The organism is Pseudomonas sp. P4795 (genome assembly GCF_048822895.1).
In the GTDB taxonomy this organism is placed as follows: domain Bacteria; phylum Pseudomonadota; class Gammaproteobacteria; order Pseudomonadales; family Pseudomonadaceae; genus Aquipseudomonas.
The window spans coordinates 739734-765237 of sequence record NZ_JBMFBT010000001.1; the positions used below are offsets into that span (position 1 = coordinate 739734).

Below are 25504 nucleotides of genomic sequence, written 5' to 3' on the forward strand. Positions count from 1 at the left end.
TCAGAAGGCCTGCCGTGCCCTGATGATTACTTCTTCTTTTTCGGGGCGATGACCATGATCAGTTGGCGTCCTTCCATCTTAGGATGCTGTTCGACCGAACCGTACTCGAGCAAGTCACCTTCAACTCGCTTGAGGAGTTCCATCCCCAGCTCCTGGTGGGCCATCTCACGGCCGCGGAATCGCAAGGATACCTTGGCCCTGTCCCCATCACTCAGGAAACGTACCAGGTTGCGCAGTTTTACCTGGTAATCCCCTTCCTCCGTCCCTGGACGAAACTTGATTTCTTTAACCTGAATCTGCTTCTGGTTTTTCTTGGCTGCGGCAACCTGCTTCTTCTTCTCGAAGATCGATTTGCCGTAATCCATCAGTTTGCAAACAGGGGGTACTGCATCGGCGGAAATTTCCACCAAATCCAGTTTGGCCTCTTCAGCCTTAAGAAGCGCGTCTTCAATTGACACAATCCCAAGCTGTTCACCTTCAGCCCCAATTAACCGAACCTCGCGTGCCGAGATATTCTCGTTGATCGGGGCTTTCGGTGCAGCTCGTTTATCTTGTCTCATTTCACGCTTAATAGTAATTACTCCGAATCTGGGCGACCACGCCGGGAAACCGCTTGCGCGAGAAACTCAGCGAACTGGGCGACGGGCATCGAGCCCAGGTCAGCACCTTCACGAGTACGCACAGCGACAGTCTGCATCTCGACTTCCCGATCTCCGATAACCAAGAGAAAGGGGACCTTGAGCAAAGTATGCTCGCGGATTTTAAAGCCGATCTTTTCATTTCTCAAGTCAGACTTGGCACGAAATCCGCTTTCGTTGAGAGTTTTTTCAACCTCGGCGGCAAAATCGGCCTGTTTGTCAGTGATGTTCATGATCACTGCCTGGGTCGGAGCAAGCCACGCAGGGAACGCGCCCTCGTAATGCTCGATCAGGATTCCGACGAAACGCTCGAAGGATCCCAGGATCGCCCGGTGCAACATTACCGGGTGCTTGCGACTGTTGTCTTCGGAGACGTATTCGGCTCCCAGACGGATCGGCAGGTTAAAATCGAGCTGCAGAGTACCACACTGCCAGACGCGGCCAAGGCAATCTTTGAGCGAGAACTCGATCTTCGGACCGTAGAACGCCCCCTCACCCGGCTGCAGATCGTACGCGAGGCCCGCGCTGTCGAGGGCGGCGGCCAGTGCAGCTTCGGCGCGATCCCACAATTCGTCGGAGCCAACGCGTTTTTCCGGACGAGTGGACAGTTTCATCTCGACATCGGTGAAGCCGAAGTCGCGATAAACGTCCATGGTCAGCTTGATGAACGCAGCGGACTCAGCCTGCATCTGCTCTTCAGTACAGAAGATGTGGGCGTCATCCTGAGTGAACGCACGCACACGCATGATGCCGTGCAGCGCACCCGATGGCTCGTTACGGTGACAGGCACCAAACTCGGCCAGACGCATCGGCAACTCGCGGTAGCTCTTCAGGCCTTGGTTGAACACCTGCACGTGGCACGGGCAGTTCATCGGCTTGATGGCGTAGTCGCGGTTTTCCGACTGAGTGGTGAACATGTTGTCGGCGTAGTTGGCCCAGTGCCCGGATTTCTCCCACAGACTGCGGTCAACGACCTGAGGAGTTTTGATCTCCAGATAGCCGTTATCACGCTGCACCTTGCGCATGTACTGCTCAAGCACCTGGTACAGAGTCCAGCCGTTCGGGTGCCAGAACACCATGCCCGGGGATTCTTCCTGGGTGTGGAACAGGCCCAGACGCTTGCCGATCTTGCGGTGATCGCGTTTTTCCGCTTCTTCGATGCGCTGGATATAGGCTGCCAGTTGTTTCTTGTCAGCCCAGGCCGTGCCGTAAACGCGCTGTAACTGCTCGTTCTTGGCATCGCCACGCCAGTAGGCGCCGGACAGCTTGGTCAGTTTGAAGGATTTCAGAAAACGCGTGTTCGGCACGTGCGGGCCGCGGCACATGTCGACGTATTCTTCGTGATAGTACAGACCCATGGCCTGTTCGTTCGGCATGTCCTCGACCAGGCGCAGCTTGTAGTCTTCGCCACGGGCCTTGAACACTTCAATCACTTCGGCGCGCGGAGTGACTTTCTTGATCACGTCGTAATCTTTTTCGATCAGTTGCTGCATGCGCTGCTCAATGGCAGCCATGTCGTCCGGCGTGAAAGGACGTTCGAAGGCGATGTCGTAATAGAAGCCTTCGTCAATGACCGGACCGATGACCATTTTGGCCGTCGGGTACAACTGCTTGACCGCATGGCCAACCAGGTGGGCGCAAGAGTGACGAATGATCTCCAGCCCCTCTTGATCCTTTGGCGTGATGATTTGCAGCGTGGCATCGCTGTCGATGATGTCGCTGGCATCGACCAATTGCCCATTGACCTTGCCGGCTACGGTGGCCTTGGCCAGACCAGCACCAATGGATGCGGCGACCTCGGCTACGGAAACCGGGTGATCGAATGAACGTTGACTGCCGTCGGGAAGAGTAATAGTTGGCATGGCGCCTCCTCTCCTAGTGGTGACCCCTACCAAAGGTCACGTGGGTTGGGATGAGCCAGTACAAGATCCGATCCAGGCCATTCAATGACGAACGCCTGCCTTACAGCGGCAGGAGCCTTGCGGCCAACCGGAAAACCGAACCAGAGTGACTGGGATTCAAATCGGGATTTTCGTACGTTGCCGCTACCGGGACTGAAGGTCATCCGGAGCCTGCAAACGCCCGAGCCGGGCATGCTAGCACAGATGAACGGTCGCCGATGTGCTCGACTTCTGCTGGAAGGCAAATCATCTGTTTTATGCCACAGTGCTGAACTTGATCGGCCCTTCAGCCCTCAGATAACAAGACATTGACCCACAAGGAGCATCCTCGCATGCGTCTGAATAACCTGTTTGCAGTAGTCGCCCCTTTCGCCCTCCTGCTGCCATTGAGCGCCCACGCCGACTGGCCAAAGGGCGAGCGTGACAAATACATGGCCCAATGCACGCAGGCGGCCACTGCGCAAATCGGCGCTGCTGCGGCGAAATCTCACTGTGCATGTGGCGCTGACGCCATCAAATCCTATCCAGCCAGTGACATTCAGGCTTTGATGGACAACAAGGCCACGCCTGAATTGCAACAGAAAGCGTTGGGCCAGATTGCCAAATGCAAGGCCAATACCCCGGCGAAAAAGTGACAAAAAATTCATTTTGAACCTGTCGAAACGCGAAAAAAAGCACCTGATTTGAGCTTTTTCAGCCGATTTATGCAGGTTTTACAGGTTTTTTTATAGTCTTTACGTTTCGCTGGAAGCCTTTAAAACCGGGGCTTTCAGCCGAAACAGGCAGTGAAGAAAACACGACTGATTGGCAAACAGCACGTCCGGGGGGCTACCAAAGCGAACATTTCGACTATGATATCCCCGTGTGCCCAGTTGGCCTGAGCAGCACAGTACTGAAAAATATATGTTTCTTGGAGATACACCATGTCTAATCGCCAAACCGGCACCGTTAAGTGGTTCAACGATGAAAAAGGCTTCGGCTTCATCACTCCTCAAGGTGGCGGTGACGACCTGTTCGTACACTTCAAAGCTATCGAAAGCGACGGTTTCAAAAGCCTGAAAGAAGGCCAGACCGTTTCCTTCGTGGCTGAGAAAGGCCAAAAGGGTATGCAAGCTGCACAAGTACGCGCTGAGTAATTTTCAGCCGCACTAAAAAAACCCCGTCCATGTGACGGGGTTTTTTATGCCTGCTAAAAAAGCCTGCCCGCGCTTAACCGCAGTTGATGCGCGTGACCACCAGCGCATTGTCGGTGTTCAGGTTCAGGCGATCAGAGCGGTACTCAAGAGTAACCATATCGTCAGGCTTGAGGAAACGCGCGTTTTGCGCGCCGGCTTTGGTACGCGCTTGCTCCAGCAATTCCGGCGAGGCCTTTTTGCCGATGGCAAATTGCGCCGATTGAGCTTCACAGCGGCTATGGCCGGATTCGGTCGCTACCGGATCAGTTGCCGACTCACTCGAGCTGGTACTGCAACCGCTCAGCACAGCAACGGCCATAAAAGTACCCAGTGACGCGAGCTTCCAAGGCATGAAGCCTCCTTCTTTCAATAAATGAACTGAGATCGTGCGACCGCCAATTTGGCAGTTGGTTTCGCGACAAGCGCCATCCCCTGCCCCACGATCGGAAAAATGGCGAGTGTGCCTGACCAGCGGAGAATGCATAATCACGCAATCGTCACTGAATATTAATGCCGATCAATAGACGTCAATGTAATCGAACGGAGGGTTTGGCCAATTCTCCTTGAGCGCGTTGTAGATCTGCATGACCCACACTTCATCGCTGGCCGCGACGTTTCCCACATAACCGGAACCCTTGGCCCACGTTTCGAGGCGAAACAGCAAGCCGTCGATGCCCTGACCACCCGTAACGCCAGTAGAAATATAGGCGATACCGCCCTTGGTCACGCGCAACTGGGTGTGTTCGTCATCGCTGGCCGATGCCAGTAACTGGCGCACCGAGTCCAGCGTCAGGCCATCGGGGGAATTCAAATCGATCTGCACAACTCAATCCTGGGTCTATTCATCAATGACCAAGTGTCGCATAGCCCTGCGCTCATGCCTAAGTCGCAGTGCCAAACGCCTGACAAAATGGTTAACTCGAAACTCAGACCTTCCGACTTTTCGAGCACGATCATGACCACCGTAAGCATCGACGCCGACATCAAAGCCAAATGGGCAGACGGACACAGCTCTTATAGCCCGGGGAGCACAGAAGAATTGGCGCTTATAGGCATTGATCTACTGGTGAAAGAACTGGGGACCGTAGCGGCCCAGCAGTTCATCGCGCAGATCTTCGAGAGATATCCGACCGACTAGATCGGCCAGAAAAAACCCGCAAGCTGGCACCTGCGGGTTGTCGAGCTGATTACTTAAGGCGCTTCAGACGCTCGGTCAACAGGTCGAAGAAGCCTTGCGGATCGCCATTTTCCACCCAAAAGGCGTTCTTCGGCGCTTTGAGGCCGTCGTACCAATCGACAACGGTTTGGCCGAAGGTCGGGCCTTCACGACTATCTACCACCACATTTACCGAACGACCGGTGAACAGCTCAGGCTTGAGCAGATAAGCCACGACAGTCGCATCGTGCACCGGGCCACCCGGGATGCCGTAATGCTCCATATCGCCTTTGACGTACTCGTTGAGGATATCGCCGACAATCTTGCCCGCATTGTTGTTCAGCGCAGCGATTTGCTTCAGGCGTGCGTCACTGGTGAGAATCTTGTGAGTCACGTCCAGCGGCAAGTAAGTCATCTTCACGCCACTTTTGAGCACGACTTCAGCCGCTTGCGGATCCGCGAACAGGTTGAATTCGGCCACAGGAGTGATATTGCCACCGTTGAAGTGGGCACCACCCATGACTACCACTTCCTTGATACCGTTAACGATCTCCGGCTCCTGGATCAACGCAAGTGCCAGGTTGGTCTGCGGACCGAGCATGGCGATGGTGATGCTGTGCGGCTTGGCGTTTTTCAGCGTGTCGATCAAGTAGTTGACCGCATTGCCTTCGGCCAGGCCTTTTTTCGGCTCATGCACGGTGACACCCGACAGGCCTTCCTTGCCATGGATGTTCTCGGCGTAGATCGGCGTGCGCATCAGCGGCTTGGGTGCACCGGCGTACACCGGCACTTCCTCGCGCCCTGCCCACTCACGAGCCAGTCGCGCGTTGCGCGAAGTCTTGTCGAGACGCACGTTGCCGGCCACGGTGGTCAGCGCACGAATATTCAGTTCTTCCGGCGAAGCCAGAGCGAACAGCAGAGCGACCACGTCGTCGGCACCTGGGTCAGTGTCGATGATCAGATCGATTTTTTCCGCCGCCTGGGCGCCGGTCGCGGTAATCAGGGACAAAAGCAGCAGACTCCGGATCAGTTGGTGCAGTTTCTGAGCATAGCGGTGCATGGCGCATTCCTTGTGCTTATTAAATTTGGGCGTGACGCCCGGTTAAAATGTTACCCCGGCGACCAACACGATGTTGCAGTACGGCTGACATTCTCCTGTACGAACAATCGCTCGTGCCTGTCGGCTGAGAACCTTGAATTGCTCATGACTGAGCAAATCGCGTCGCCCCAGAGCACCTGCATCATTCAGCTCGTTCAGCGTGGTGAGCGCGCCCGGATTCTTGTCGAAGATTTCGTTGGCCAATACATGACTCTCGACCTGCATCTCGCTGAGCACGACTTTCAGGGTGCTGACGAAATCCGGTACGCCATGGGTCAGAGCCAGATCAATCAGCTCGACACCCGGTGGCACCGGCAGACCAGCATCGCCGATGACCACTTTGTCCCCATGACCAAGGGAGGCAATCAGCCGCGAGAGCGCGACGTTGAGCAAAGGAGTCTTTTTCATACGGGTTTAAATGCCTGAACTTCAGATGAAGTGGGAATCGAAGGTTGCGCGCCAGCACGGGTCACCGACAGCGCCGCCGCCACTTGCCCGTAACGAATGGCATCGGCCTCGGTTTTGCCGGACGCCAGCGCAGCGGCGAAACCACCGACAAAGGTATCCCCCGCCGCCGTGGTATCAAGCGCTTTCACTTTGGGCGCAGGGAAATGTTCAAAGCTTTTGCCGTTCGCGAACAGTGAACCCTCAGCCCCCAAAGTGATGATCACTTTGCCGGCACCCATCGAGATCAGATGGCTGGCAGCGACTTCAGCGGTTTGCAGCGAGTCCACCGGCAAGCCGCTGAGCGCGGCCGCTTCGCTTTCGTTGGGAATCAGGTAATCGATCGAGGCATACCAATCCGCTGGCAGCGGGCGGCTGGCCGGCGCCGGATTGAGGATGACGATTTTGCCCAGCTCACGACCGCGCTTGAGCGCATGGCCAACCGTGGCATCGGGAATTTCCAGCTGACAGATGATCACATCCGCTGCCTGCAATACCGCGTCGAATCGGTCCACCACCGCAGGCGTCAAAGCGCCATTGGCACCTGCGACAATCACGATCGCGTTCTGACTGTTGTCATCGACCACGATCAACGCCACGCCACTGGAGTCCTCGACCACGCTGACAGCCTGACAATCAATGTGGTCAGCCAGCAAAGCCTCACGCAATTGCACGCCATAGGGATCGTTACCGACGCAGCCAACCATTGCCACTTGCGCACCCAAGCGCGCAGCGGCCACTGCCTGATTGGCGCCCTTGCCGCCGGACACGGTTGCGAACGAATGGCCGATCAGCGTTTCACCACCTCTAGGCAAGCGTGGCGCACGAGTCACCAGATCCATGTTGAGGCTGCCTATTACCACTACTTTTGCTGGCATTCATCACTACTCGTCAATTCGGTTTCAGCGGTACTCGGTGAACACGCCGGACAGCGGCGCGGTCGATTCTCGCAAGACAATACTCGGGGTCACGATCTTCTGATCAGTCGCCAGACTCGGGGTGGCGATCCTTCGCAGCAGCACTTCGGCAGCCATCTCACCCAGTTGCAGGATCGACTGGCCGACCGTAGTCAGCGCCGGGTACACATAACGGCTCATCTGGATATCGTCGAAGCCGATCACCGACAACGCGCTCGGCACTCGCACATTGCGTTCGGCAGCCGCGCGCAGCACACCGATACCGATCATGTCGTTACCGGCAAAGATCGCGCTGGGCGGGTTGTTCGCCAGCAATACCGCCGCTGCGTTGTAACCGCCGGTGCTGGTGAAATCGCTTTCCAGCACACGCTCAGGCACAACTTCGACACCAGCCTCCTGCATCGCCCGACGGAAACCCGCGAGACGCATTTGCGCCACGCGCGTATCTGCCGGACCGCCGATGGTGGCGATGTCGCGATGTCCCAGCTCCAACAAATGTCGAGTGGCCAGGTACGCGCCATATTCGTGGTCGATGCGCACCAGATCCGCGTCCACGCCGTCCAGGCCGCGGTCGACGATTACCATCGGCGTTTTCACCGCGGCCAACCCTTCGGCCAGTCCACGGTCGCCGCCAGCGGAGGCGACGATCAAGCCATCGATGCGTTTCTCCAGCAGCACGCGCAGGTAACTGCGCTGCTTGTCCGGGTTGTCGTCGGAGTTGCAGAGGATTACGCAGTAACCGTTGCGCTCACAGTAATCCTCAATCCCCCGCGCCAGCTCGGCGAAGTACGGGTTGAGGCTGTTAGGCACCAGCAGGCCGATAGTCGCGGTGGTCTTGGCCTTCAACGAGCGCGCCACGGCGCTGGGCACATAATCGAGGGTCTTGATGGCCGCCTCGACTTTGAGCCGCACTTCCTGGCTGACCGGCCGGGTCTTGTTCACCACGTGGGACACGGTCGTGTAGGAAATCCCCGCGAGCGCCGCCACATCCTTGATTGTTGCCATGGTTCAGCCCCGTCGGCTTGCGCGTTGACTGCGATAGGTATCGAGCACCACGGCCACGACGATCACTGCACCGGTGATGATGCGCTTGGTCGGCTCGGTCGCACCAATCTGCGCCAGACCGGCCGCCAGTACGGAAATGATCAGTACACCAAAAAAAGTACTGATCACCGAACCGCGCCCGCCCATCAGACTGGTGCCACCGATTACCACCGCAGCAATTACTTGCAGCTCAAGCCCGGAACCGGCGTTTGGATCCGCCGCCTCCAGACGCGAAATCTGGAACAGTGCAGCGACACCCGCGAGCAACCCCATCAGGCTGAACACCAGAATCTTGTACGGCTTGGGATTGATCCCCGCCAGTCGCACGGCTTCCTCGTTGGTGCCGATGCCGATCAGATAACGACCAAACACCGTGCGCGTCAGCACAGCCTGAGCGATGAAGATCACCAGCAAGGCAATGATGAACGATGGCGAGATGCCGAAAGCAATCGGGTTCGACAGCCAGGCGAACGAGTCACCTATATAAGCAGTGCGCGAGCCGGTCATCTGATACGCCAGGCCACGGGCCATTTCCAGCACGCCGAGCGAGACGATGAACGACGGAATACGCCAGGCCACGGTGATCGAACCGGTGACTGTGCCGGCCAACGCAGCCACGGCCATGCCGAGCAATGCGGCCGGCAAAACGCTCCAGCCCCAGCCCAGGATCGCCACGCTGACCGTCGATGCGGCGAGCGCCAGCACTGAACCCACCGACAGGTCGATGCCGCCGATGATCAGCACGAACGTCATGCCCACCGCCAACACCATCAAATCGGGAATCTGGTTGGCCAGCGTGCTGAACGTGTCGTATGACAGAAAGTGACTGCTCATGACCGAGAACAGCGCGATCATCGCCAGCAAGGCCCCGGCCAGGCCTAGATAAGTGCCGAGCCCGTAAAAATTGCCACTACGTTTGCTGGCGGAAGATGCAGTTTTCATGGGAGATCCCTAGGCGCGGCTTCGTTGAGCAGCGCATCACGTTTTTGGTAGCCGGCGAACGCGGCGGCAAGCAAGTCATCCTGGGTCCAGCTATCGCGCTCGAAGGTGTCGATCAGGCGCCCGGCGGACAGCACGCCGATGCGGTCGCAGATCAACATCAATTCACGCAGATCACTGGACACCACCACCAGCGCTTTGCCCTGACGGGTCAATTCACCGAGCAAGGCATAAATGTCGAACTTGGCACCGACGTCGATACCGCGGGTCGGCTCATCGAACAGCAGCACGGAGCAATCACGCTCGAGCCAACGGCCGATCACGACTTTTTGCTGGTTGCCGCCGGACAGCTCGGACACCAGTTGTGTCGGGCTGGAGCTGCGGATACGCATGGCAGCGATCTGCCGTTGCGCCAGAGATACTTCGTCAGCATTGTTTACGAAACCGCCGCTGGAAATCTCCGGCATGTTGCCGAGTGCGATGTTGGCGCTGATCGACTGGCTGAGCAGCAAACCTTCGCCCTTGCGGTCTTCGGTAATCAAGGCAATGCCGTTGCGCACCGCATCGACCGGCGAGCGAATGCTCACCACCTGCGCTGGCGAACCAAGCGCGACGGTGCCGCTGTCGGCGATATCCGCGCCGAAAATCAAGCGCAGCAGCTCAGTGCGCCCTGCCCCGATCAATCCGGAAATACCGTAGATCTCGCCGGCACGCACCTCAAAGGAAACGTCGCGCACCTTGTCGGAACGGGTCAGGCCTTTGACCGTCAATGCAGGCGCGCCGATGTTGCGCGGCCCCATATCGATGTGTTCGCCCAGCTCACGACCGACCATCAACGTGACCAGTTGCTCGCTGTTGTAATTGGCCATCGGCTCGACGCAGACCAGATTGCCGTCACGCAGCACGGCGATCCGTTGCGCCACGCGCGCCAGTTCTTCGAGGCGGTGCGAGATATAGATGATCGAAACGCCGCGCGCCTGCAAGCGGGTGATCTGCTCGAAGAGCATTTCGACTTCGCGAGCCGTGAGCATCGCGGTCGGTTCGTCGAGGATCAGCACGTGGCAATCGCCGATCAGGTTGCGGGCGATTTCGACCATTTGCTGGTGACCGATGCCCAGTTCACCAACAAGGGTATCCGGATCAATCGCATCGAGACCGACTTGCGCCATTGCCTCGATTGCAGCCTTGCGCAATTGCTTGCGGCTGATCCAGCCACCGTTACTCGGCAAATTGTCGAGAAACAGATTTTCTGCGACCGACAGCGTCGGCAGCAGATTGAGTTCTTGCATGACCATGCGTACGCCAAGCTCTTCAGCCTGAGTCCGACTGCCGGGGCGATAGTCTTTGCCCTGAAACTGCATCTGGCCGGTGGTCGGTGTGACCAGCCCGCCTATGATCTTCGACAGAGTGCTTTTACCGGCGCCATTCTCGCCGGTCAGTGCCAGCACTTCACCGCGCATCAGCGTCAGGTCGATGTCCGAGAGCACCGGCTGCGCATAAGTCTTACCGATACCGCTGACCGTGAGGACAGCGTTCGGAGCGGAAACTGACATAAGAAATCTCCATGGGCTCGCCCGGACGGACGAGCGCCATTTGTGTCGCCAGAAGGCTTACTTGGTGACCAGTTCGACTGGCGTTTCGACTACGCCATTGGTGCCGGTGTCGACCTTCTCACCCTTGACGATTTTCAGTGCAGTCTCAATGCCGAACACCGCTTGCTTGGCAGCGAACTGGTCGGCAGTCGCCAACACGCGGCCGTCTTTGAGCATTGGCTTGATGGCATTGATGTTGTCGTAACCGACCACTTGCACTTTGCCAGCCTTGCCGGCGGCACGCACAGCGGACACGGCGCCGACGGCCATGCTGTCGTTGCCGGCGAGCAGGGCTTTGACGTCCGGGTATTCGCTGAGGATCGAAGCGGCAACCTTGTTGCCCTTGTCGATTTCCCAATCACCCGATTGCAGCGAGACCACTTTGATCTGCGCCGCTTCCATCGCGTCCTTGAAGCCAGCGGTACGCGCCTGGGCATTGGTGGTGGTCGATACACCTTCAATGATGCCGACTTGGTCACCAGCCTTCAGTTGTTTGGCCAAATACTCACCCACCAGACGCGCGCCTTTGCGGTTGTCCGGGCCTACGAAAGGCACAGTGAGGTTTTTGCTTTTGACCACGGCCGGGTCGAGCTGGTTATCGATGTTGATCACGGTGATACCGGCATCGATGGCTTTTTTGATCACCGGCACCATGGCTTTGGAGTCAGCCGGCGCGATCACCAGCGCATTGACCTTGGCCAGAATCATTTGCTCGACGATGCGCGTCTGGCCGGCGGTGTCTGTTTCGTCCTTGATGCCGTTGGAGATCAGGTCGAAATCGGCGGCGTGGTCTTTCTGGTAGGCCTTGGCGCCGTCTTCCATGGTCAGGAAGAATTCGTTGGCCAGAGACTTCATGACCAGCGCGACTTTAGGTTTTTCCGGGGTTTCGGCGAAGGCCGAGGAGACAGGCAGTGCAGCGGACGCGGCAGCCAGCATGGCGACAGCGAGAAGACGTCCAGCGAATGGCAGCTTCATGGGTTCACTCCGATCTTATGATTATTGTGAGCAACGCTTGCGCTGGCGTAAGCTTCGCTGCGTCCCCGATGACTGTAGCCCATCGTGGAGGCCGCGCAAACGTTTGCGTAGACCGAACTATGCGAATCCTGCCGAGATTTGTCAACGTTAGAAAATCGGCTCTTTTGGTTAAGCGATTCACCAGAATCGCCGCGCATCTTACGCCGTAGTGTTGATCACGCCGCCCGCGCTCTTGGTCAGCTCCTTCACCAGGCTCGCCGCTACTTGGGCGAGTGCACCGCTGGTGGCGGCGATCTGGCCCTGAATAGCCATCACCCGGGTAGCTTTGGCTTCAGGGGTCGGATAACTCGCAGCTTGCGCGGCGGCCAGTTGCTGCTGCTGTTCTTGCAGTTGCTTTTGCAGTTCCTGCATGCGCTTGAGCAGCATTTTCACGGTGATACTTTGATTGCCACCGCTCTCGACCTGAGGTTCTTCCTGCGCAGGACCGCCGGTTCTGACTTGATTGGTCTTGACCTCTTCCTTGCCCAGCAACTGGTCCGACTCCTTGGCAGCGGCCTCATTCAAGGCATCAATTGCAGCCGGCGTCTTGCCACCGATGGTGATGGTGTTGGGATGAGGAAAACCGACGGTCAGCGACATATGAACTCCTGAAAAAATAGATTCCTTAGGGAGCACATCGGCCATTCGGGTGGTTTCTTTAGCAGAGAATCCGCAATCGGCAACCGCGCATGTCCGACTGATCATGCAGGCCTTTTCGGAGAGCCGAACGTGAAAGGCATTGTTGTTCGGAATACCGGACCCCGAATGCTCGCGACGTTTTATCCGACGATAAAATATTGATGTAAATCATAAAGTTAAACAATTTTCTCAAGCACAGTACGGATGGTACAGATCCTGCTCCCTTACCTGCGCCCCTCAGATCGCGAAGGGGCGCATCTAGATGAACCTGCATCAGCACCGTCTCACTACTAGAGAGAAAAATAATGAAATCTGCTTTCAAAACCTTCGTTCCGGGCGCTTTGGCCTTCCTGCTGCTCCTGCCCACCGCTCTTCAAGCAAAAGAAGTTGAAGCCCAGACCAAACTGGCCAACGTGGTAGTACTGGCCACCGGCGGCACCATTGCCGGCGCTGGCGCCAGCGCAGCTAACAGCGCCACCTATCAGGCGGCCAAGGTTGGCATTGAACAATTGATCGCCGGCATTCCGGAATTGAACAAACTGGCGAACGTGCGTGGCGAACAAGTCATGCAGATCGCCTCGGAAAGCATCACCAATGAAAACCTGCTGCAACTGGGTCGCCGCGTAGCCGAACTGGCCGACAGCAAAGACGTCGATGGCATCGTCATCACCCACGGCACCGACACCCTGGAAGAAACCGCTTACTTCCTCAACTTGGTAGAGAAAACCGACAAGCCAATCATCGTTGTCGGCTCGATGCGCCCAGGCACCGCGATGTCGGCAGACGGCATGCTCAACCTGTACAACGCAGTAGCCGTTGCCAGCAGCAAAGATGCGCGCGGCAAAGGCGTGCTGGTGACCATGAACGATGAAATCCAGTCCGGTCGCGACGTCAGCAAGATGATCAACATCAAAACCGAAGCCTTCAAAAGCGCCTGGGGCCCACTGGGCATGGTCGTTGAAGGCAAGTCCTACTGGTTCCGCCTGCCAGCCAAGCGCCACACCATGGATTCGGAATTCGACATCAAAGACATCAAGAGTCTGCCTGATGTAGAAATCGCCTATTCCTACGGCAACGTGGGCGATACCGCCTACAAAGCCTTCGCGCAATCCGGCGCCAAAGCGATCATCCACGCGGGTACCGGCAACGGTTCGGTGTCTTCGCGCGTAGTTCCGGCGTTGCAAGCCCTGCGTAAAGACGGCGTGCAGATCATTCGCTCGTCCCACGTCAATGCCGGTGGTTTCGTCCTGCGTAACGCTGAACAGCCTGACGACAAGTACGACTGGGTTGTGGCTCACGACCTGAACCCACAGAAAGCGCGCATCCTGGCGATGGTCGCACTGACCAAGACCAACGACAGCAAAGAACTGCAGCGGATGTTCTGGGAATATTGATTGATCCTCGCCCGATCGCCTCCTGATCGGGCTTTTTTTGCGCCACTGGCCACGCCGGCGAGTGGTGCAAAATCCTACAAGCGCTTCACCTCTATCCTGCAAAAAAATCGGACTCGAGTTACATCAAAAGCGGAAAACCGCTGTCAGAGGATTTTCTTGAATTTTAAGCAGTTGCGAAAATGCCTACAGTTAAATACTGTATGCACGTACAGCTTAATAAGGATAACCTCGTGGCCACCTCCTTTGATGCTCCTGACACCTATGCGCGCATGGGCATTCGCGTGCAAAAAATCATCAATTCCCCCACCGCACAAAAAGCCAAGGCTGCGTTGATCTTTCGTCTGCCGGATGAACCCGTGGATGAATGGGAGCAGTTGCTGGAAGAAATCGACGAGAACGACAACGTCACCCTCGCTTATCGCGACGATGGCGGCGTGCAGATTTTCTGGGTTGTGCCGAAGGAAGATTGATTTAATGAGTTTGCGTTTTATTGCTGTGCTGTTGCTGTTCGTTTCCATGGGCGCCAACGCTGGCGCACCCCGGACATTCTCTGAAGCCAAGAAGGTCGCCTGGAAGCTGTACGCGCCGCAGTCCACCGAGTTTTATTGCGGGTGCAAGTACACCGGCAACAGAGTCGATCTGGCCGCTTGCGGTTATGTGCCGCGCAAGAATGCCAAGCGCGCCTCACGGATTGAATGGGAGCACATCGTTCCAGCCTGGCAAATCGGCCATCAGCGTCAATGCTGGCAGGAAGGTGGGCGCAAAAACTGCACGCGCTACGATCCGACTTATCAGAAAGCCGAAGCCGACTTGCATAACCTGGTACCGAGCATTGGCGAGGTCAACGGCGATCGCAGCAATTTCAGTTTCGGTTGGCTGCCGGTGCAGCAGGGCCAGTATGGTTCCTGCCTGACCCAGGTCGACTTCAAGGCGAAGAAGGTCATGCCCCGCCCTTCGATTCGCGGCATGATCGCCCGCACTTATTTCTACATGAGCAAACAATACGGTTTGCGCTTGTCGAAACAGGATCGGCAATTGTACGAAGCGTGGAACAAGACCTATCCGGTGCAAGACTGGGAGCGTCAGCGTAATCAAAGCGTGGCGTGCGTGATGGGACGCGGCAACGAGTTCGTCGGCCCGGTGAACATGAAATCCTGCGGCTGATCGAGCGCATAAAACAAAGGCCTCAAACGAGGCCTTTATTGTGTCTAGCTGCCAGCCTTGTTGTAACGCCAGTAGCCCATCAGATTGAGCGATTCGCGCGGGATCCCGCGCTCCTTGATCAGGTACTTGCGCAGATTCATGACCGCAGCGGACTCGCCGGCGATCCAGCCATAAAATCCTTCAGTGGCCGCCCCGGCAGTTTCCCAGAGAATTTCTTCATCGATATCGACGTCGGCCAAGTCGACTGCCTGACGGACAGATGATGCGTCGGCAGGTAATGCTGCCTGCCGCACCGCCTCCACCATCAACGAGCCAGCTACCGCTTGCTCGCGAATCAGCCACTGCACCGAAAGCCCGGGCCAGTCGGGAACTGCGAGCATGTCCTCACGACTATCCACTTCAAAAAATGCTTCGGTCTGCGGTGGCTCCGCGAGCGCCGCGAGCTCATCGAGAATACCCATAGCGGCGGGCAATGCGGTCGCATCGGCTACCAGTAACAGCTGCTTAAGGGTTTGTGGCGGCTTCCATTCGAAACCACCCGCGTCCTGCGCAGAAAAATCCCTGTCCGGCGCGAGGATTTGCATCGACTCGCCAGGTTGCGCGCGCAACGCCCAACGAGACGCCGGGCCGGTTTCACCATGCAGAACGAAATCGATATCCACTTCACCCTGTGCGGCGCGCAAGTGGCGGATGGTGTAAGTGCGCATCGCGGGGCGGCGGTCAGCCAGCATCGCGCGGAAACGCGCATACCAGCCCTCACCCTGAGAAAGTTTGGCAGGCGAACCATCGGTGGCGGGGAAAAACAACTTCACTCGTTGATCGGGCGCCCAAGTCGCCATCTCGGTGACTGCCGGACTGGCGAGCGTGATCCGCATCAAATGCGGAGTCAGCCGGGTTTTCTGACGCAAAATCACGTCAAACAGCTTGTACGGATTGGCGGAGGCCATGCGGAGCTCCTTGAGGAATTCATCAGTGAATCCCATGAAAACGAGCCGCGTGGAATCCGCTTTAGTCAGCTCCGCTGAATGGTCCGTTTATTGTGCGGCCGGACGCTCAAGAACCAGCGACTCGATGTTCTGCTTTTTCGCCTTGATCAGCGCCGCACTCAGTTGCACCTGACGCGCTTCGGCATCCGCCTGCGAATTGAACGGACCGACCAGAATCCGGGTTTTGCCATTGGCATCGCGAATGACACTGGTGACAAAGCCATGTTCGATCAGCCAACCGCTGAGATCACTGACTGCCTGGGGCGTTTCGCCACGCACTTCCAGATCCCACTGCGGACCTGCAGCAACGGCAGGCGCCGTCACCACTGCCGATTTAGGCTTCTGCGCATCCACGTTTTTGCCTTCACCACATCCCGCCAATGCCAGTGCTGCGATTACCCAGACCAATTTGCGCACAACGTTTTCCTCGAAATTCTCAAAGCAGCGATCTTAACATCGCAAATACTGCCAAAGCCCCCGCAAAATGGGCACAAAACAACGAGATTGATGATTGCTCCCCCTGTATAGTTACGCGCTGGGAATTAATGCCGCATCTGCGCGTCAGAATGAGGCACCCACATTGTGAGACTTCGCACTAATCTATACGTACCACCGACCTCTGCACTGTCTGAATCAGGTGCCCTACAAAGCAATCAAGGAGAAGACCATGCTGATACTCACCCGCAAAGTCGGTGAAAGCATAAATATTGGTGATGACATCACCATCACCATTCTCGGCGTCAGCGGCCAGCAAGTTCGGATCGGCATCAACGCCCCGAAAAACGTTGCCGTGCACCGTGAAGAAATCTACCAGCGCATTCAGGCTGGCCTGACCGCTCCGGACAAGCCACAAACCCCCTGAAACCTGCAGTCAGTAGCCAGTTCGTTTGCCTTCGCGTGATGACTGGCTAAAGATTCGAGCGCCGTATTGCCATTTGCTTCCCACCCCACAGGTCACGGCGCCTGCATTGTCATCTCTCCCGCTCTACTCCCCTTTTCGCAGCCGATGTTACCTGCCATTCCCATGACTGGCTGTCGGACGTTTCTGATACATCGCTCGGAATCGCGCCCACCTACCCAAATGTGACGCCGCGCGCCATGCCCGTAGCAGCAATCATCATCAGCACCAGCAACAGTGCTTCGACATGACTGATTCGCGCAAACAGCTTCAGACGCCGCATATCCAGCGGCGCACTGCGCGACTGTGCGACGCGCCACTTGATCAACGTGATCATTGGCGCAAGCTCCAGCAGCAGAATCAACACGAACAACGTCATCTTCAAATGAAATAGCGGCTGGTGTAGATAATAGTCAGTGCCCTTCTCAAAACCGCCGAAAGCGCGCATGCCGCCAGTCACCAGCAACACCAAAGCAGAAAGCCCCCACAGATTGTCGGCTATCAACACACGCCGAGCCTCCCCCGCACCGGCCGCCAGGCGACTGAAAGCACTGCCACGGGTCAGCACGGCCCAGAAGCCCAAGGCAAATGCCAGCAGATGAATAGCTGCAAGAAACCAATGAGAAAGCATCGATAGACTCCCGTCGGACGGATTTAGAAATCAGCCTGAGAGTAGTAGTCGAAAAAGCAGGGATTCGCTCGCGGCCGTTGAGTGCCGATCTGGAGCGAAAATCGGAGAGAGGCAAATCGCAGGCAAAAAAAATCCCAAGCAGCTGATGGAAGCTTGGGATTTAAAAATGCATAAACCGTGGTGGTGAACGCGGGACGAATGTTACTGAAATATCGGATGTGTAACAACGTGTTTTTGATAACTGGTTGGTTAATAAAATCCGTAAGCTATTAAATAACCACATTATTTTTACGACTTTCATCGGACGGGCGGTTGAAACCTGTGCTAATTAGAAGATGATGATTGAGCACGTCGAGGTGGGCGCCGAATCGGCGGTCCGAGGCAGGAGTTTTGCAAATCGCAGACAACAAAAAAGGGCCCACCTTTCGGTGAGCCCTTCTAGACCGCCCAGCAGAGCGGATTTTGTTTGGTAGGCGCGATTGGACTCGAACCAACGACCCCCACCATGTCAAGGTGGTGCTCTAACCAACTGAGCTACGTGCCTGCTGTGAGGCGGCATTCTACGGAATTTCGGAGGGGTGTCAACACCTTTTTTTCACCTAACCCTATGAATATGCAAAATATTTAATTTCGCACCCTCGGCCCTGGGTTTTGCCCAGGCTGGCGGAGGATTTTCAACTCGGGTAGGATCGGCGCACTCGTAAAATATATTAAACAGAGGCTGCAGGATGGCGAACACTCCTTACCCAGAGTCTTATTACGCTGCGTCGGCGAATGCCGTACCGCCACGTCCGGCCTTGCAGGATGAGGTAGAGACGGATGTTTGTGTGATCGGCGCCGGGTATACGGGACTGTCCTCTGCCCTGTTCCTGCTGGAGAACGGTTTTCGTGTGACTGTGCTGGAGGCGGCCAAAGTCGGCTTCGGCGCTTCCGGGCGCAATGGCGGGCAGATCGTTAACAGTTACAGCCGCGATATCGATGTGATCGAGCGCAGCGTCGGCCCGAAGCAGGCGCAGTTGCTCGGGCATATGGCATTCGAGGGCGGGCGGATCATTCGCGAGCGCGTTGCCAAATACAACATCCAGTGCGACCTGAAGGATGGCGGTGTGTTCGCCGCAGTCTCCGCGCGGCAGATGGGGCATCTGGAATCGCAGAAGCGTCTGTGGGAGCGTTTCGGTCACACCCAGCTTGAGTTGCTCGATCAAAAGCGCATCCGTGAAGTGGTGGCGTGCGATCAATACGTCGGCGGCATGCTTGACATGAGCGGCGGGCACATCCACCCACTGAATCTGGCGCTCGGCGAAGCTGCAGCGGTGGAATCGCTCGGTGGCACTATCTATGAACAATCCCCCGCCGTGCGCATCGAGCGCGGTGCCAACCCGGTGGTGCACACGCCGCAAGGCAAGGTCAGGGCCAAGTTCATCATCGTTGCCGGCAACGCATACCTGGGCAATCTGGTGCCGGAACTGGCGGCCAAGTCCATGCCGTGCGGCACCCAGGTGATTGCCACCGAGCCGCTGAGCGATGCATTGGCGAAATCTCTGCTACCGCAGGACTGCTGCGTCGAAGACTGCAACTACCTGCTCGACTATTACCGACTGACGGGCGACAAACGCCTGATCTTCGGCGGCGGCGTGGTGTATGGCGCGCGCGATCCTGCGAATATCGAAGCGATCATCCGCCCGAAAATGCTCAAGGCTTTTCCGCAGCTCAAGGACGTGAAGATTGATTACGCCTGGACCGGAAACTTCCTGCTGACCCTATCGCGATTGCCGCAGGTTGGGCGCCTGGGCGATAACATCTATTACTCGCAGGGCTGCAGCGGCCACGGCGTGACCTATACGCATCTGGCCGGCAAGGTGCTGGCCGAGGCGCTGCGTGGTCAGGCCGAGCGTTTTGATGCGTTTGCCGATTTGCCGCACTACCCGTTCCCCGGCGGGCAATTGCTGCGTACGCCGTTCGCGGCACTGGGTGCCTGGTACTACGGGCTGAGAGATAAGCTCGGTTTCTAGGCAAAAAAAATGGCCGCTTAAAAAGCGGCCATTTTTATTGCGCGAGAGAAAACATCAGAGTCGATCGCGAGCAATCCCGCTACGAATCCGCAAGATATCCGCCAGCACCGCCAAGGCAATCTCCGCCGGCGTCTTGCTGCCAAGGTTGAGCCCGATTGGCGCATGAATCCGCGCCAGTTCAACCTCGCCCAACCCACCAATCCGACGCAGTCGCTCGAAGCGTTTCTGCGATGTCTGCAGTGAACCCATCACGCCGATATAAAACGCTTCGGTGCGCACCGCTTCCATCATCGCCAGGTCGTCGATGCGTGGATCATGGGTCAACGCCACCACCGCCGTGTCGCGATGGCAGCCGCCGTCAGCAATGAACACCGACGGCAATTGCCGACGAATTTCCACGCCATTCAGCACTACACCCTCCAGTACTTCGTCACGCGGATCGCAGAGAATCACCTCGAAGCCGAGACCGACCGCAAACTCGGCACAGGCCTGCGCCACGCTGGAATAACCCGCGAGCAACAACCGTTGCGCCGCACCGATGCGGATCCGCACGCGATCAATCTCGCGCTCGATGCGCGCGCCCTGCTCCTGATCTGCAAACACACTGCGCGCGCCTGAGGCCAGATCGACCTCACGAATCAATCGACGCTGACCAAGCAGCGCCGACTCCAGCTCACGCAGATGCGCCTGCACATCACAGTCAGCGTCAAATTTCTCAACCAGCACATCGAGAATGCCGCCACAAGGCAGGCTGACCCGCGAACGCGGATCATCCCCCTCGCCATAACGCACCACGTTGACCGCATCGAGAAACGCACCTTCGGCCACACGTTCGAGAAAATCTTCCTCGACGCAACCACCAGACAGCGACCCGATCCACTGCCCGCCAGCGTTAACCGCCAGCAGCGAACCCGGCGCGCGCGGCGCCGAGCCGTAAGTCGCCAGCACGGTACAGAGCCAGATGCGCTGCCCGGCCACCGACCATTCCAGCGCCCGGCGGATGACTTGCAGATCGAGATGCTGCATGTCAGTGCGCCTTGTGCTCGACGGCCGGCGCATCGGCTTGCAGTTTCTGCACGTCACTCACCGCCAATTCAGCAGTCTGACCACCCCAACCCTGACGCAGATAGTTGAGCAGATCGGTCAGTTGCCCAGGACTCAGCTTGTCGGCAAATCCCGGCATCGGTTGCATGTGTTCGAACCCGGAGAATTTCTGTTCGCCGATGCCGTCCTCGATCACCCGCAGCAGATTGCGTGGGTCTTCCAGACGCAACGTAGTGTTGCCGCGCATGGCCACAGCAATGTGCGGCTTGCCCTCACCGCCAGCCGCGTGACAACCGGCGCAGACGTTCAGGTATTCCTGACGGCCACGCTGAGCGCTCGGGCTGAGCTTGTCCAATGGCACTTCAGTCAGCGCCTTGGCCTCTGGCGGTTGATCGCCGAGCAGGAACGTCGCCATCGCTGCCAGATCCGGATCACTCAGCCCTTGAGTACTGTTGTGGAACACCGGGAACATCTCGTTGAACATCGTGCCTTGCGCGCTCATGCCGTGCTTGAGGAACGTGCTCAGATCCTGATGATTCCAGCCGCGTGCAGCCAGATCAGTCGCCAGCAGGCTCGGGGCCAGGTAGCCATTGAGAATGCCGCCGGTCATGCGCTTGTCTTGCTGCATCGCACCCGGCAAGCCGCGCGGAGTGTGGCATTCACCGCAGTGACCGAGCACGTCGACCATGTACTGGCCGCGCTTCCACGCCTCGCTTTTGCCTTCGGCAGGCTCCAGCTTGACGTCTTTGCCGTAGAGCATGTTCCAGCCCATCAGACCCAGACGCACGTTGAACGGGAAACTCAGGCTGGTGACCGGCGACGCACGCTCGATCGGCTCGACGGTTTTCAGATGCGCGTGAATCGCGTCCGAATCTTCGCGAGGCATCAAGTGATACGAGGTGTAAGGCATCGCCGGGTACAGATTCGCGCCGTCACGACGCTTGCCTTCAGTCAGCGCAGCGAAGAATTCGTCATCACTGTACAGACCGATGCCGTGTTCCTTGCTCGGGGTGATGTTGGTGCCGTAGATCGTGCCAAACGGCGAGACGATCGGCAGCCCGCCGGCATACGGCGCGCCACCCGGTGCGGTGTGGCAAGCCATGCAATCGGCAGCGCGAGCGAGGTATTCGCCACGCTTGACCTGATCATCCGCATGCGCCAAAAACATCGGCGCAGCCAAACCGACCGCCAGCGTCAGGCGGGTTAATAATTGCTTCATGCTTAACCCTCCTTGACCAGGCCGAGATCGGTCAGCACGTTGCGGGTAGCGCTGTAATAACGCACGTACCCGGTGCAACGGCAGATGTGATGGCCGAGGCTGTCCTCGATCACTTGCTCCAGCTGACTTTTGACGATCGGCTGGCGTTGCAGTTTTTCCACCAGCACGGTGGCGGCGTTGACGAAGCCCGGCGCGCAGTAGCTGCACTGGAAGGCGAACTCGTCGACGAAACGCTGCTGAATCGGGTTCAGTTCAGTGACCTGACCCTGCTCGTCACGGGTGGCGTGGCCTTCGATGGTGCGGACTTTTTTACCTTCGAAGTAATGTGCGCCAGTGATGCAGGTGCGCACTTCTTCGCTGGTGCCGTCCGGGTTATCGACGATCACCACGCAGGCGTGGCAGATGCCTTGGCCACAGCCCAGACGCGAACCGGTGAGGTTCTTGTATTCGTGCAGGTAGTCGATCATCGGCAGGTCATCAGGGATCTCCACCGGGCCGACGGATTGACCGTTGAGGGTCAGTTGAAGCGGACGGTTAGCCATTGAGGGCCTCCTTGATGCGCGTAGCAGTGATTGGCAGGTCGCGAACACGTTTGCCGATGGCATGAGCCACAGCGTTACCGATGGCACCGACCACCGGAATCATCACCACTTCGGCGATGCCTTTGGACGGATCGCTCGGTGACAGCGGCGGCAGGATTTCCGCCGTCTGCTTCCACACCGCAACGTGGCGCGCCATCGGTAGGCGATACCGGTTGAAGTTCCAGTCACCCTCCCCCGGCCCGCCTTCGTAAAGCGGCATTTCTTCCATCAACGCATGGCCGATGCCCATGGCGATCCCGCCTTCGAGCTGACCGCGCACCAGCTCTTCGACCAACACGCGCCCACATTCCAGCCACGAGTGGTGGTTGAGCACCGACACCTCGGCCGAACCTTTGTTGACCTTCAACTCGACCAGCGTCGCGACCGGGCTGTAATAAGTCACAGCCGCGTTGTTCAGCTGGGTCGCGGGGTAAGCAATGTTCTGACGATCGAGCAGATGGAACCCATTGCTGCTCATCTGCGCTTTTTTCGCTTTAGGAGCGCCGTCGCCGTACTTCACCGCCAGGCCGTCGAGCGGCAGACGCTCGCGCACGCCATCGATGCTGTATTCGGCCTCGGCCCAGCTCCAGCGGTTGAAACCGTGCACGGTTGCGCCAGTCACCAGACCGCGTTCGTGGCAGCGCTTGGCCAGCTCTTCGAACGTCAGCGGCTGCATGCCGTTGGCGGTGAGTTTGCCGTCGACCCAATGCGCATCTTCGCGACGCACCACGTAAGGGTTGGCCTGGCCACCGAATGGACCCTGACGCCAGATCTCCAGCGCCGCCGGCCACAGACCGTGATTGAACAGCACGCGCGCCGCTTCGCGGGTGGCGTGGCTGAAGTAGTAGGCGGAGTTGGTCGCCGACGAAGCCGAAGCAAGCTTGCCGACCCAGCGCGGATTGCGCAGGAAGTTGTCCTGCTCGGCCTGGCTCATGGTGTAAGGGTTGCCGCCAGTGATCAGCTGCATTTCCTGCCATTCGGTTTCGCCGGTTTTCACTTCGTGCGCCGGGCTGCCGAGGAAATCAGCGACAACCAGTGCTTGCGAAGTGGACATGCCGGTGCCGATCTCGATGCCGATATGGCGCAGGGAAATGCGACCCTCGGCAGTGAATTCGATGCTGGCCATCGGCGCTTCGGAACCGGTGCCGAAGTCTTTCTGGCAAATCGCAAAACCGACGCCGTACCAGTTATCCGGATCGGCCGCTTCGCGCTGCTTTTTAATTACATCGCGATTCTTCCAGACTTCGTGCAGCGAGGCCTTGTCGAGAATCTCGTGCAGGCGCAGCGCACCGGCCGGGATCGCGCCCTGGGTGTTTTTCATCCCCGAACGCAGAGCGTTTTTGCGGCGCAGGTCGATGGCATCGACACCGAGGCGACCGGCGATTTCGTCGATCATCATCTCAGTGGCAGCCATGCTTTGCAGAGTACCGTAGCCGCGCATAGATCCCGCTTCAACCGCGCGTGAATGATAGGCCGTCACTTGCAGGTCGTTCTGCGGCATGTAGTAGATCGACTGCGCCGCCGTGGCGCCAACTGCTGCTACTGAAGGGCTGTAGTTGATCCGGCCACCGCCGTCGACACTCATTTCCGAGCGGAAAATCTTGAAGCTGTGATCGTTCTTGTCCACTACCAGTTGGTAGCGAATGTCGAACGGGTGACGCTTGATGCCGCTCTGGAACTGCTCGTAGCGGTCGTTGGCCAGGCGAATCGGCACGCCAGCGCCGTACAACGCCGCCAAGGCTGCGTAGTAAACGAAAATATTGTGGTCTTTCGAGCCGTAACCGACGGTGTAGCCCGGGTGCATGTTCAGGTTGGCCAGGCCGAAACGCGACGGCGAAATCATCTTCGCGGTTTCGGTCGCAACTTCCAGTGGGCACTGAGTGGCAACCACGAAATGCAGAGTCTTGGTCGCGGGGTCGTACCAACCATTACCGTTGTCCGGCTCCAGTGCGGCCGGTTCGATCGATGGCGTCTTGTAGCGCTCGTCGAACACCAGCCAATTGTCTGGCGGCGTGTCGATCTGTTTCTGCATGCGCTCGGCGTAGAACAGGCCGCGCTCGGTGAGATTGCCGTGCAGGTTCGGCTGAGCATTCCACACCGGGCGGCGGTTCTTCAGCATCGGAAACAGGATCGAATCCTTGAGGCTGGCGAATTCGTCTTCATCAGCCGAAGTCGGGCCGCCGACGCGTACGTAGCGGAAGCTGCCGTACGGATCGCCTTCGTAAAACGGCACTTGCGCACCGTAACGAATCGCTTTGTCATTGAATTTGAGTTTGTTCTTGGCTTGGCGGAAACGCTCGAAATCGTTCCAGATCAGGATCGCCACCGGATGGCCGATGAACATCGGCACTTTGCCCGGCGGCAACAGCGGATCGGGCGCGTGCTCTTCCGGGAAGACGATGCCGTCCTTGTCCAGATCGGCCGCAGTGACGATGCGGTCAGGCTGCAAGTCGTCGCCGAGCCACGACAGGTCGTAGCCGTCGTAGATGCGGTCGGCCTTGATGGTTTTCAGCAACATGGCGTGGCCTTGCTGCTGCGGCCAGCCTGGCATGTCCTTGGAGCGGATGTCGCGAGCAAAGACTTTGCTGCCGCAGACTTTGGACAAAGCGTCGTTACGTTGGCGCGCCTTGCCGTTGTTGCCGAGCCACTGCTCGGACGGCACGGTCACGCTGTTTTCCATCAAGGCAGCCAGCGCCTGACTGCTGAGCGGCGTGAGCGTGACGCTCACACCCGCCACCAGCCCGCCCTGAAGGAACGAGCGCCGGGATATTTCACGGTTGGACATGGATCATCCTCTGGGCGGTTATGGATCCGCCCTTCTGGTTATGTGCTGGGAATCTCGAGTCTTGCAGAAGCTCTTTCTGGCGAAGCAAAGAGCTGTGTTGACAGTGCAAAGCTGACCGAAAGGTTAACTTTAAAGGTTTCTGCGCTCGCAGCAAACAACCAGTTACAAAAATCTGACTAAAGAATCAAAAATCAATGCGGCATTGCACCGCAGTGAACACACAAATTTCTGT

27 protein-coding genes and 1 tRNA gene are annotated in these 25504 nt (G+C 57.7%); 8 read left to right on the forward strand and 20 right to left on the reverse strand.

Annotated elements, in window-relative coordinates:
• Positions 1–26: 26 nt before the first annotated feature.
• Positions 27–578: a translation initiation factor IF-3 gene (gene infC, locus ACOI8A_RS03285; protein WP_176469887.1), complete on the reverse strand. Its 552-nt coding sequence runs from the start codon at positions 576–578 to the stop codon at positions 27–29.
• Complete coding sequence (gene thrS / locus ACOI8A_RS03290; RefSeq protein WP_420651339.1) at positions 578–2500, reverse strand: threonine--tRNA ligase; 1923 nt, start codon at positions 2498–2500, stop codon at positions 578–580. The genes infC and thrS overlap by 1 nt, the downstream gene beginning before the upstream one ends.
• A gap of 371 nt (positions 2501–2871) precedes the next feature.
• Between thrS and ACOI8A_RS03295 the strand changes: the two genes are divergently transcribed.
• Both ACOI8A_RS03295 and ACOI8A_RS03300 read left to right on the forward strand, forming a co-directional pair.
• Positions 2872–3174, forward strand: coding sequence for a hypothetical protein (locus tag ACOI8A_RS03295; RefSeq protein WP_420648667.1), 303 nt, complete (start codon positions 2872–2874; stop codon positions 3172–3174).
• A gap of 288 nt (positions 3175–3462) precedes the next feature.
• Complete coding sequence (locus tag ACOI8A_RS03300; protein WP_007905882.1) at positions 3463–3675, forward strand: cold-shock protein; 213 nt, start codon at positions 3463–3465, stop codon at positions 3673–3675.
• A 73-nt stretch (positions 3676–3748) separates the two neighbouring features.
• On the opposite strand, the gene ACOI8A_RS03305 is transcribed toward ACOI8A_RS03300, so the two are convergent.
• The gene (locus ACOI8A_RS03305) at positions 3749–4066 is read right to left on the reverse strand and encodes an I78 family peptidase inhibitor (protein WP_420648668.1); all 318 of its coding nucleotides are present in this window, start codon (positions 4064–4066) and stop codon (positions 3749–3751) included.
• 165 nt (positions 4067–4231) lie between these two features.
• Positions 4232–4537 carry a hypothetical protein gene (locus tag ACOI8A_RS03310; protein WP_420648669.1) on the reverse strand — a complete coding sequence of 102 codons (306 nt, stop codon included), beginning with the start codon at positions 4535–4537 and terminating at the stop codon, positions 4232–4234.
• 132 nt (positions 4538–4669) lie between these two features.
• Here ACOI8A_RS03310 and ACOI8A_RS03315 point away from each other — a divergent pair, with 132 nt between their 5' ends.
• On the forward strand, positions 4670–4852 hold the full coding sequence (locus tag ACOI8A_RS03315; RefSeq protein WP_420648670.1) for a hypothetical protein: 183 nt from the start codon (positions 4670–4672) through the stop codon (positions 4850–4852).
• 49 nt (positions 4853–4901) lie between these two features.
• On the opposite strand, the gene ACOI8A_RS03320 is transcribed toward ACOI8A_RS03315, so the two are convergent.
• The 8 genes from ACOI8A_RS03320 to ACOI8A_RS03355 form a co-directional block, all read right to left on the reverse strand.
• Positions 4902–5930, reverse strand: coding sequence for a nucleoside hydrolase (locus ACOI8A_RS03320; protein WP_420648671.1), 1029 nt, complete (start codon positions 5928–5930; stop codon positions 4902–4904).
• A 42-nt stretch (positions 5931–5972) separates the two neighbouring features.
• Positions 5973–6377, reverse strand: coding sequence for a D-ribose pyranase (gene rbsD, locus ACOI8A_RS03325; RefSeq protein ID WP_420648672.1), 405 nt, complete (start codon positions 6375–6377; stop codon positions 5973–5975).
• Positions 6374–7291, reverse strand: a complete 918-nt coding sequence (rbsK, locus tag ACOI8A_RS03330; protein ID WP_420648673.1) for a ribokinase — start codon at positions 7289–7291, stop codon at positions 6374–6376. Before rbsK ends, rbsD begins: the two co-directional genes overlap by 4 nt.
• Positions 7292–7315: 24 nt before the next feature.
• Positions 7316–8335 carry a LacI family DNA-binding transcriptional regulator gene (locus ACOI8A_RS03335; RefSeq protein WP_420648674.1) on the reverse strand — a complete coding sequence of 340 codons (1020 nt, stop codon included), beginning with the start codon at positions 8333–8335 and terminating at the stop codon, positions 7316–7318.
• 3 nt (positions 8336–8338) lie between these two features.
• Positions 8339–9316, reverse strand: coding sequence for an ABC transporter permease (locus ACOI8A_RS03340; RefSeq protein WP_420648675.1), 978 nt, complete (start codon positions 9314–9316; stop codon positions 8339–8341).
• Positions 9313–10866, reverse strand: coding sequence for a sugar ABC transporter ATP-binding protein (locus ACOI8A_RS03345; RefSeq protein WP_420648676.1), 1554 nt, complete (start codon positions 10864–10866; stop codon positions 9313–9315). The genes ACOI8A_RS03340 and ACOI8A_RS03345 overlap by 4 nt, the downstream gene beginning before the upstream one ends.
• 57 nt (positions 10867–10923) lie before the next feature.
• Positions 10924–11880, reverse strand: a complete 957-nt coding sequence (locus ACOI8A_RS03350) for a sugar ABC transporter substrate-binding protein (protein ID WP_420648677.1) — start codon at positions 11878–11880, stop codon at positions 10924–10926.
• Between the two features lie 198 nt (positions 11881–12078).
• Positions 12079–12519, reverse strand: coding sequence for a hypothetical protein (locus tag ACOI8A_RS03355; RefSeq protein WP_420648678.1), 441 nt, complete (start codon positions 12517–12519; stop codon positions 12079–12081).
• A gap of 344 nt (positions 12520–12863) precedes the next feature.
• Here ACOI8A_RS03355 and ACOI8A_RS03360 point away from each other — a divergent pair, with 344 nt between their 5' ends.
• The 3 genes from ACOI8A_RS03360 to ACOI8A_RS03370 all read left to right on the forward strand — a co-directional run bounded on the left by ACOI8A_RS03360 (position 12864) and on the right by ACOI8A_RS03370 (position 15116).
• Complete coding sequence (locus ACOI8A_RS03360; protein WP_420651338.1) at positions 12864–13952, forward strand: asparaginase; 1089 nt, start codon at positions 12864–12866, stop codon at positions 13950–13952.
• 179 nt (positions 13953–14131) lie between these two features.
• Complete coding sequence (locus ACOI8A_RS03365) at positions 14132–14422, forward strand: DUF1654 domain-containing protein (RefSeq protein ID WP_420657635.1); 291 nt, start codon at positions 14132–14134, stop codon at positions 14420–14422.
• Positions 14423–14426: 4 nt separating this feature from the next.
• Complete coding sequence (locus ACOI8A_RS03370; protein WP_420648681.1) at positions 14427–15116, forward strand: endonuclease; 690 nt, start codon at positions 14427–14429, stop codon at positions 15114–15116.
• A gap of 44 nt (positions 15117–15160) precedes the next feature.
• Here ACOI8A_RS03370 and ACOI8A_RS03375 read toward each other — a convergent pair whose 3' ends face one another.
• Both ACOI8A_RS03375 and ACOI8A_RS03380 read right to left on the reverse strand, forming a co-directional pair.
• A complete protein-coding gene (locus ACOI8A_RS03375) occupies positions 15161–16063 on the reverse strand; it encodes a siderophore-interacting protein (RefSeq protein WP_420648682.1) in 903 nt (300 codons plus the stop codon).
• An 87-nt stretch (positions 16064–16150) separates the two neighbouring features.
• Positions 16151–16519: an SPOR domain-containing protein gene (locus ACOI8A_RS03380; RefSeq protein WP_420648683.1), complete on the reverse strand. Its 369-nt coding sequence runs from the start codon at positions 16517–16519 to the stop codon at positions 16151–16153.
• Positions 16520–16769: 250 nt separating this feature from the next.
• Between ACOI8A_RS03380 and csrA the strand changes: the two genes are divergently transcribed.
• Positions 16770–16964, forward strand: a complete 195-nt coding sequence (csrA, locus tag ACOI8A_RS03385) for a carbon storage regulator CsrA (RefSeq protein ID WP_003179932.1) — start codon at positions 16770–16772, stop codon at positions 16962–16964.
• A 211-nt stretch (positions 16965–17175) separates the two neighbouring features.
• On the opposite strand, the gene ACOI8A_RS03390 is transcribed toward csrA, so the two are convergent.
• Both ACOI8A_RS03390 and ACOI8A_RS03395 read right to left on the reverse strand, forming a co-directional pair.
• On the reverse strand, positions 17176–17631 hold the full coding sequence (locus ACOI8A_RS03390) for a DUF2214 family protein (protein ID WP_420648684.1): 456 nt from the start codon (positions 17629–17631) through the stop codon (positions 17176–17178).
• Between the two features lie 467 nt (positions 17632–18098).
• Positions 18099–18175, reverse strand: a tRNA-Val gene (locus tag ACOI8A_RS03395).
• Positions 18176–18359: 184 nt separating this feature from the next.
• Between ACOI8A_RS03395 and ACOI8A_RS03400 the strand changes: the two genes are divergently transcribed.
• Positions 18360–19643, forward strand: coding sequence for an NAD(P)/FAD-dependent oxidoreductase (locus tag ACOI8A_RS03400; RefSeq protein WP_420648685.1), 1284 nt, complete (start codon positions 18360–18362; stop codon positions 19641–19643).
• A 54-nt stretch (positions 19644–19697) separates the two neighbouring features.
• Here ACOI8A_RS03400 and ACOI8A_RS03405 read toward each other — a convergent pair whose 3' ends face one another.
• From ACOI8A_RS03405 to ACOI8A_RS03420, 4 genes are read right to left on the reverse strand one after another with little or no spacing between them, the layout of a single operon-like run.
• Positions 19698–20669 (reverse strand): XdhC family protein, encoded by a 972-nt coding sequence (locus ACOI8A_RS03405; RefSeq protein ID WP_420648686.1) that lies wholly within the window; start codon positions 20667–20669, stop codon positions 19698–19700.
• Position 20670: 1 nt separating this feature from the next.
• Positions 20671–21906, reverse strand: a complete 1236-nt coding sequence (locus tag ACOI8A_RS03410; RefSeq protein ID WP_420648687.1) for a c-type cytochrome — start codon at positions 21904–21906, stop codon at positions 20671–20673.
• A gap of 2 nt (positions 21907–21908) precedes the next feature.
• Entirely contained in the window at positions 21909–22448 is a 540-nt protein-coding gene (locus ACOI8A_RS03415) for a (2Fe-2S)-binding protein (protein WP_420648688.1), read from the reverse strand.
• Positions 22441–25272, reverse strand: a complete 2832-nt coding sequence (locus ACOI8A_RS03420) for a xanthine dehydrogenase family protein molybdopterin-binding subunit (RefSeq protein WP_420648689.1) — start codon at positions 25270–25272, stop codon at positions 22441–22443. Before ACOI8A_RS03420 ends, ACOI8A_RS03415 begins: the two co-directional genes overlap by 8 nt.
• Between the last annotated feature and the right edge of the window lie 232 nt (positions 25273–25504).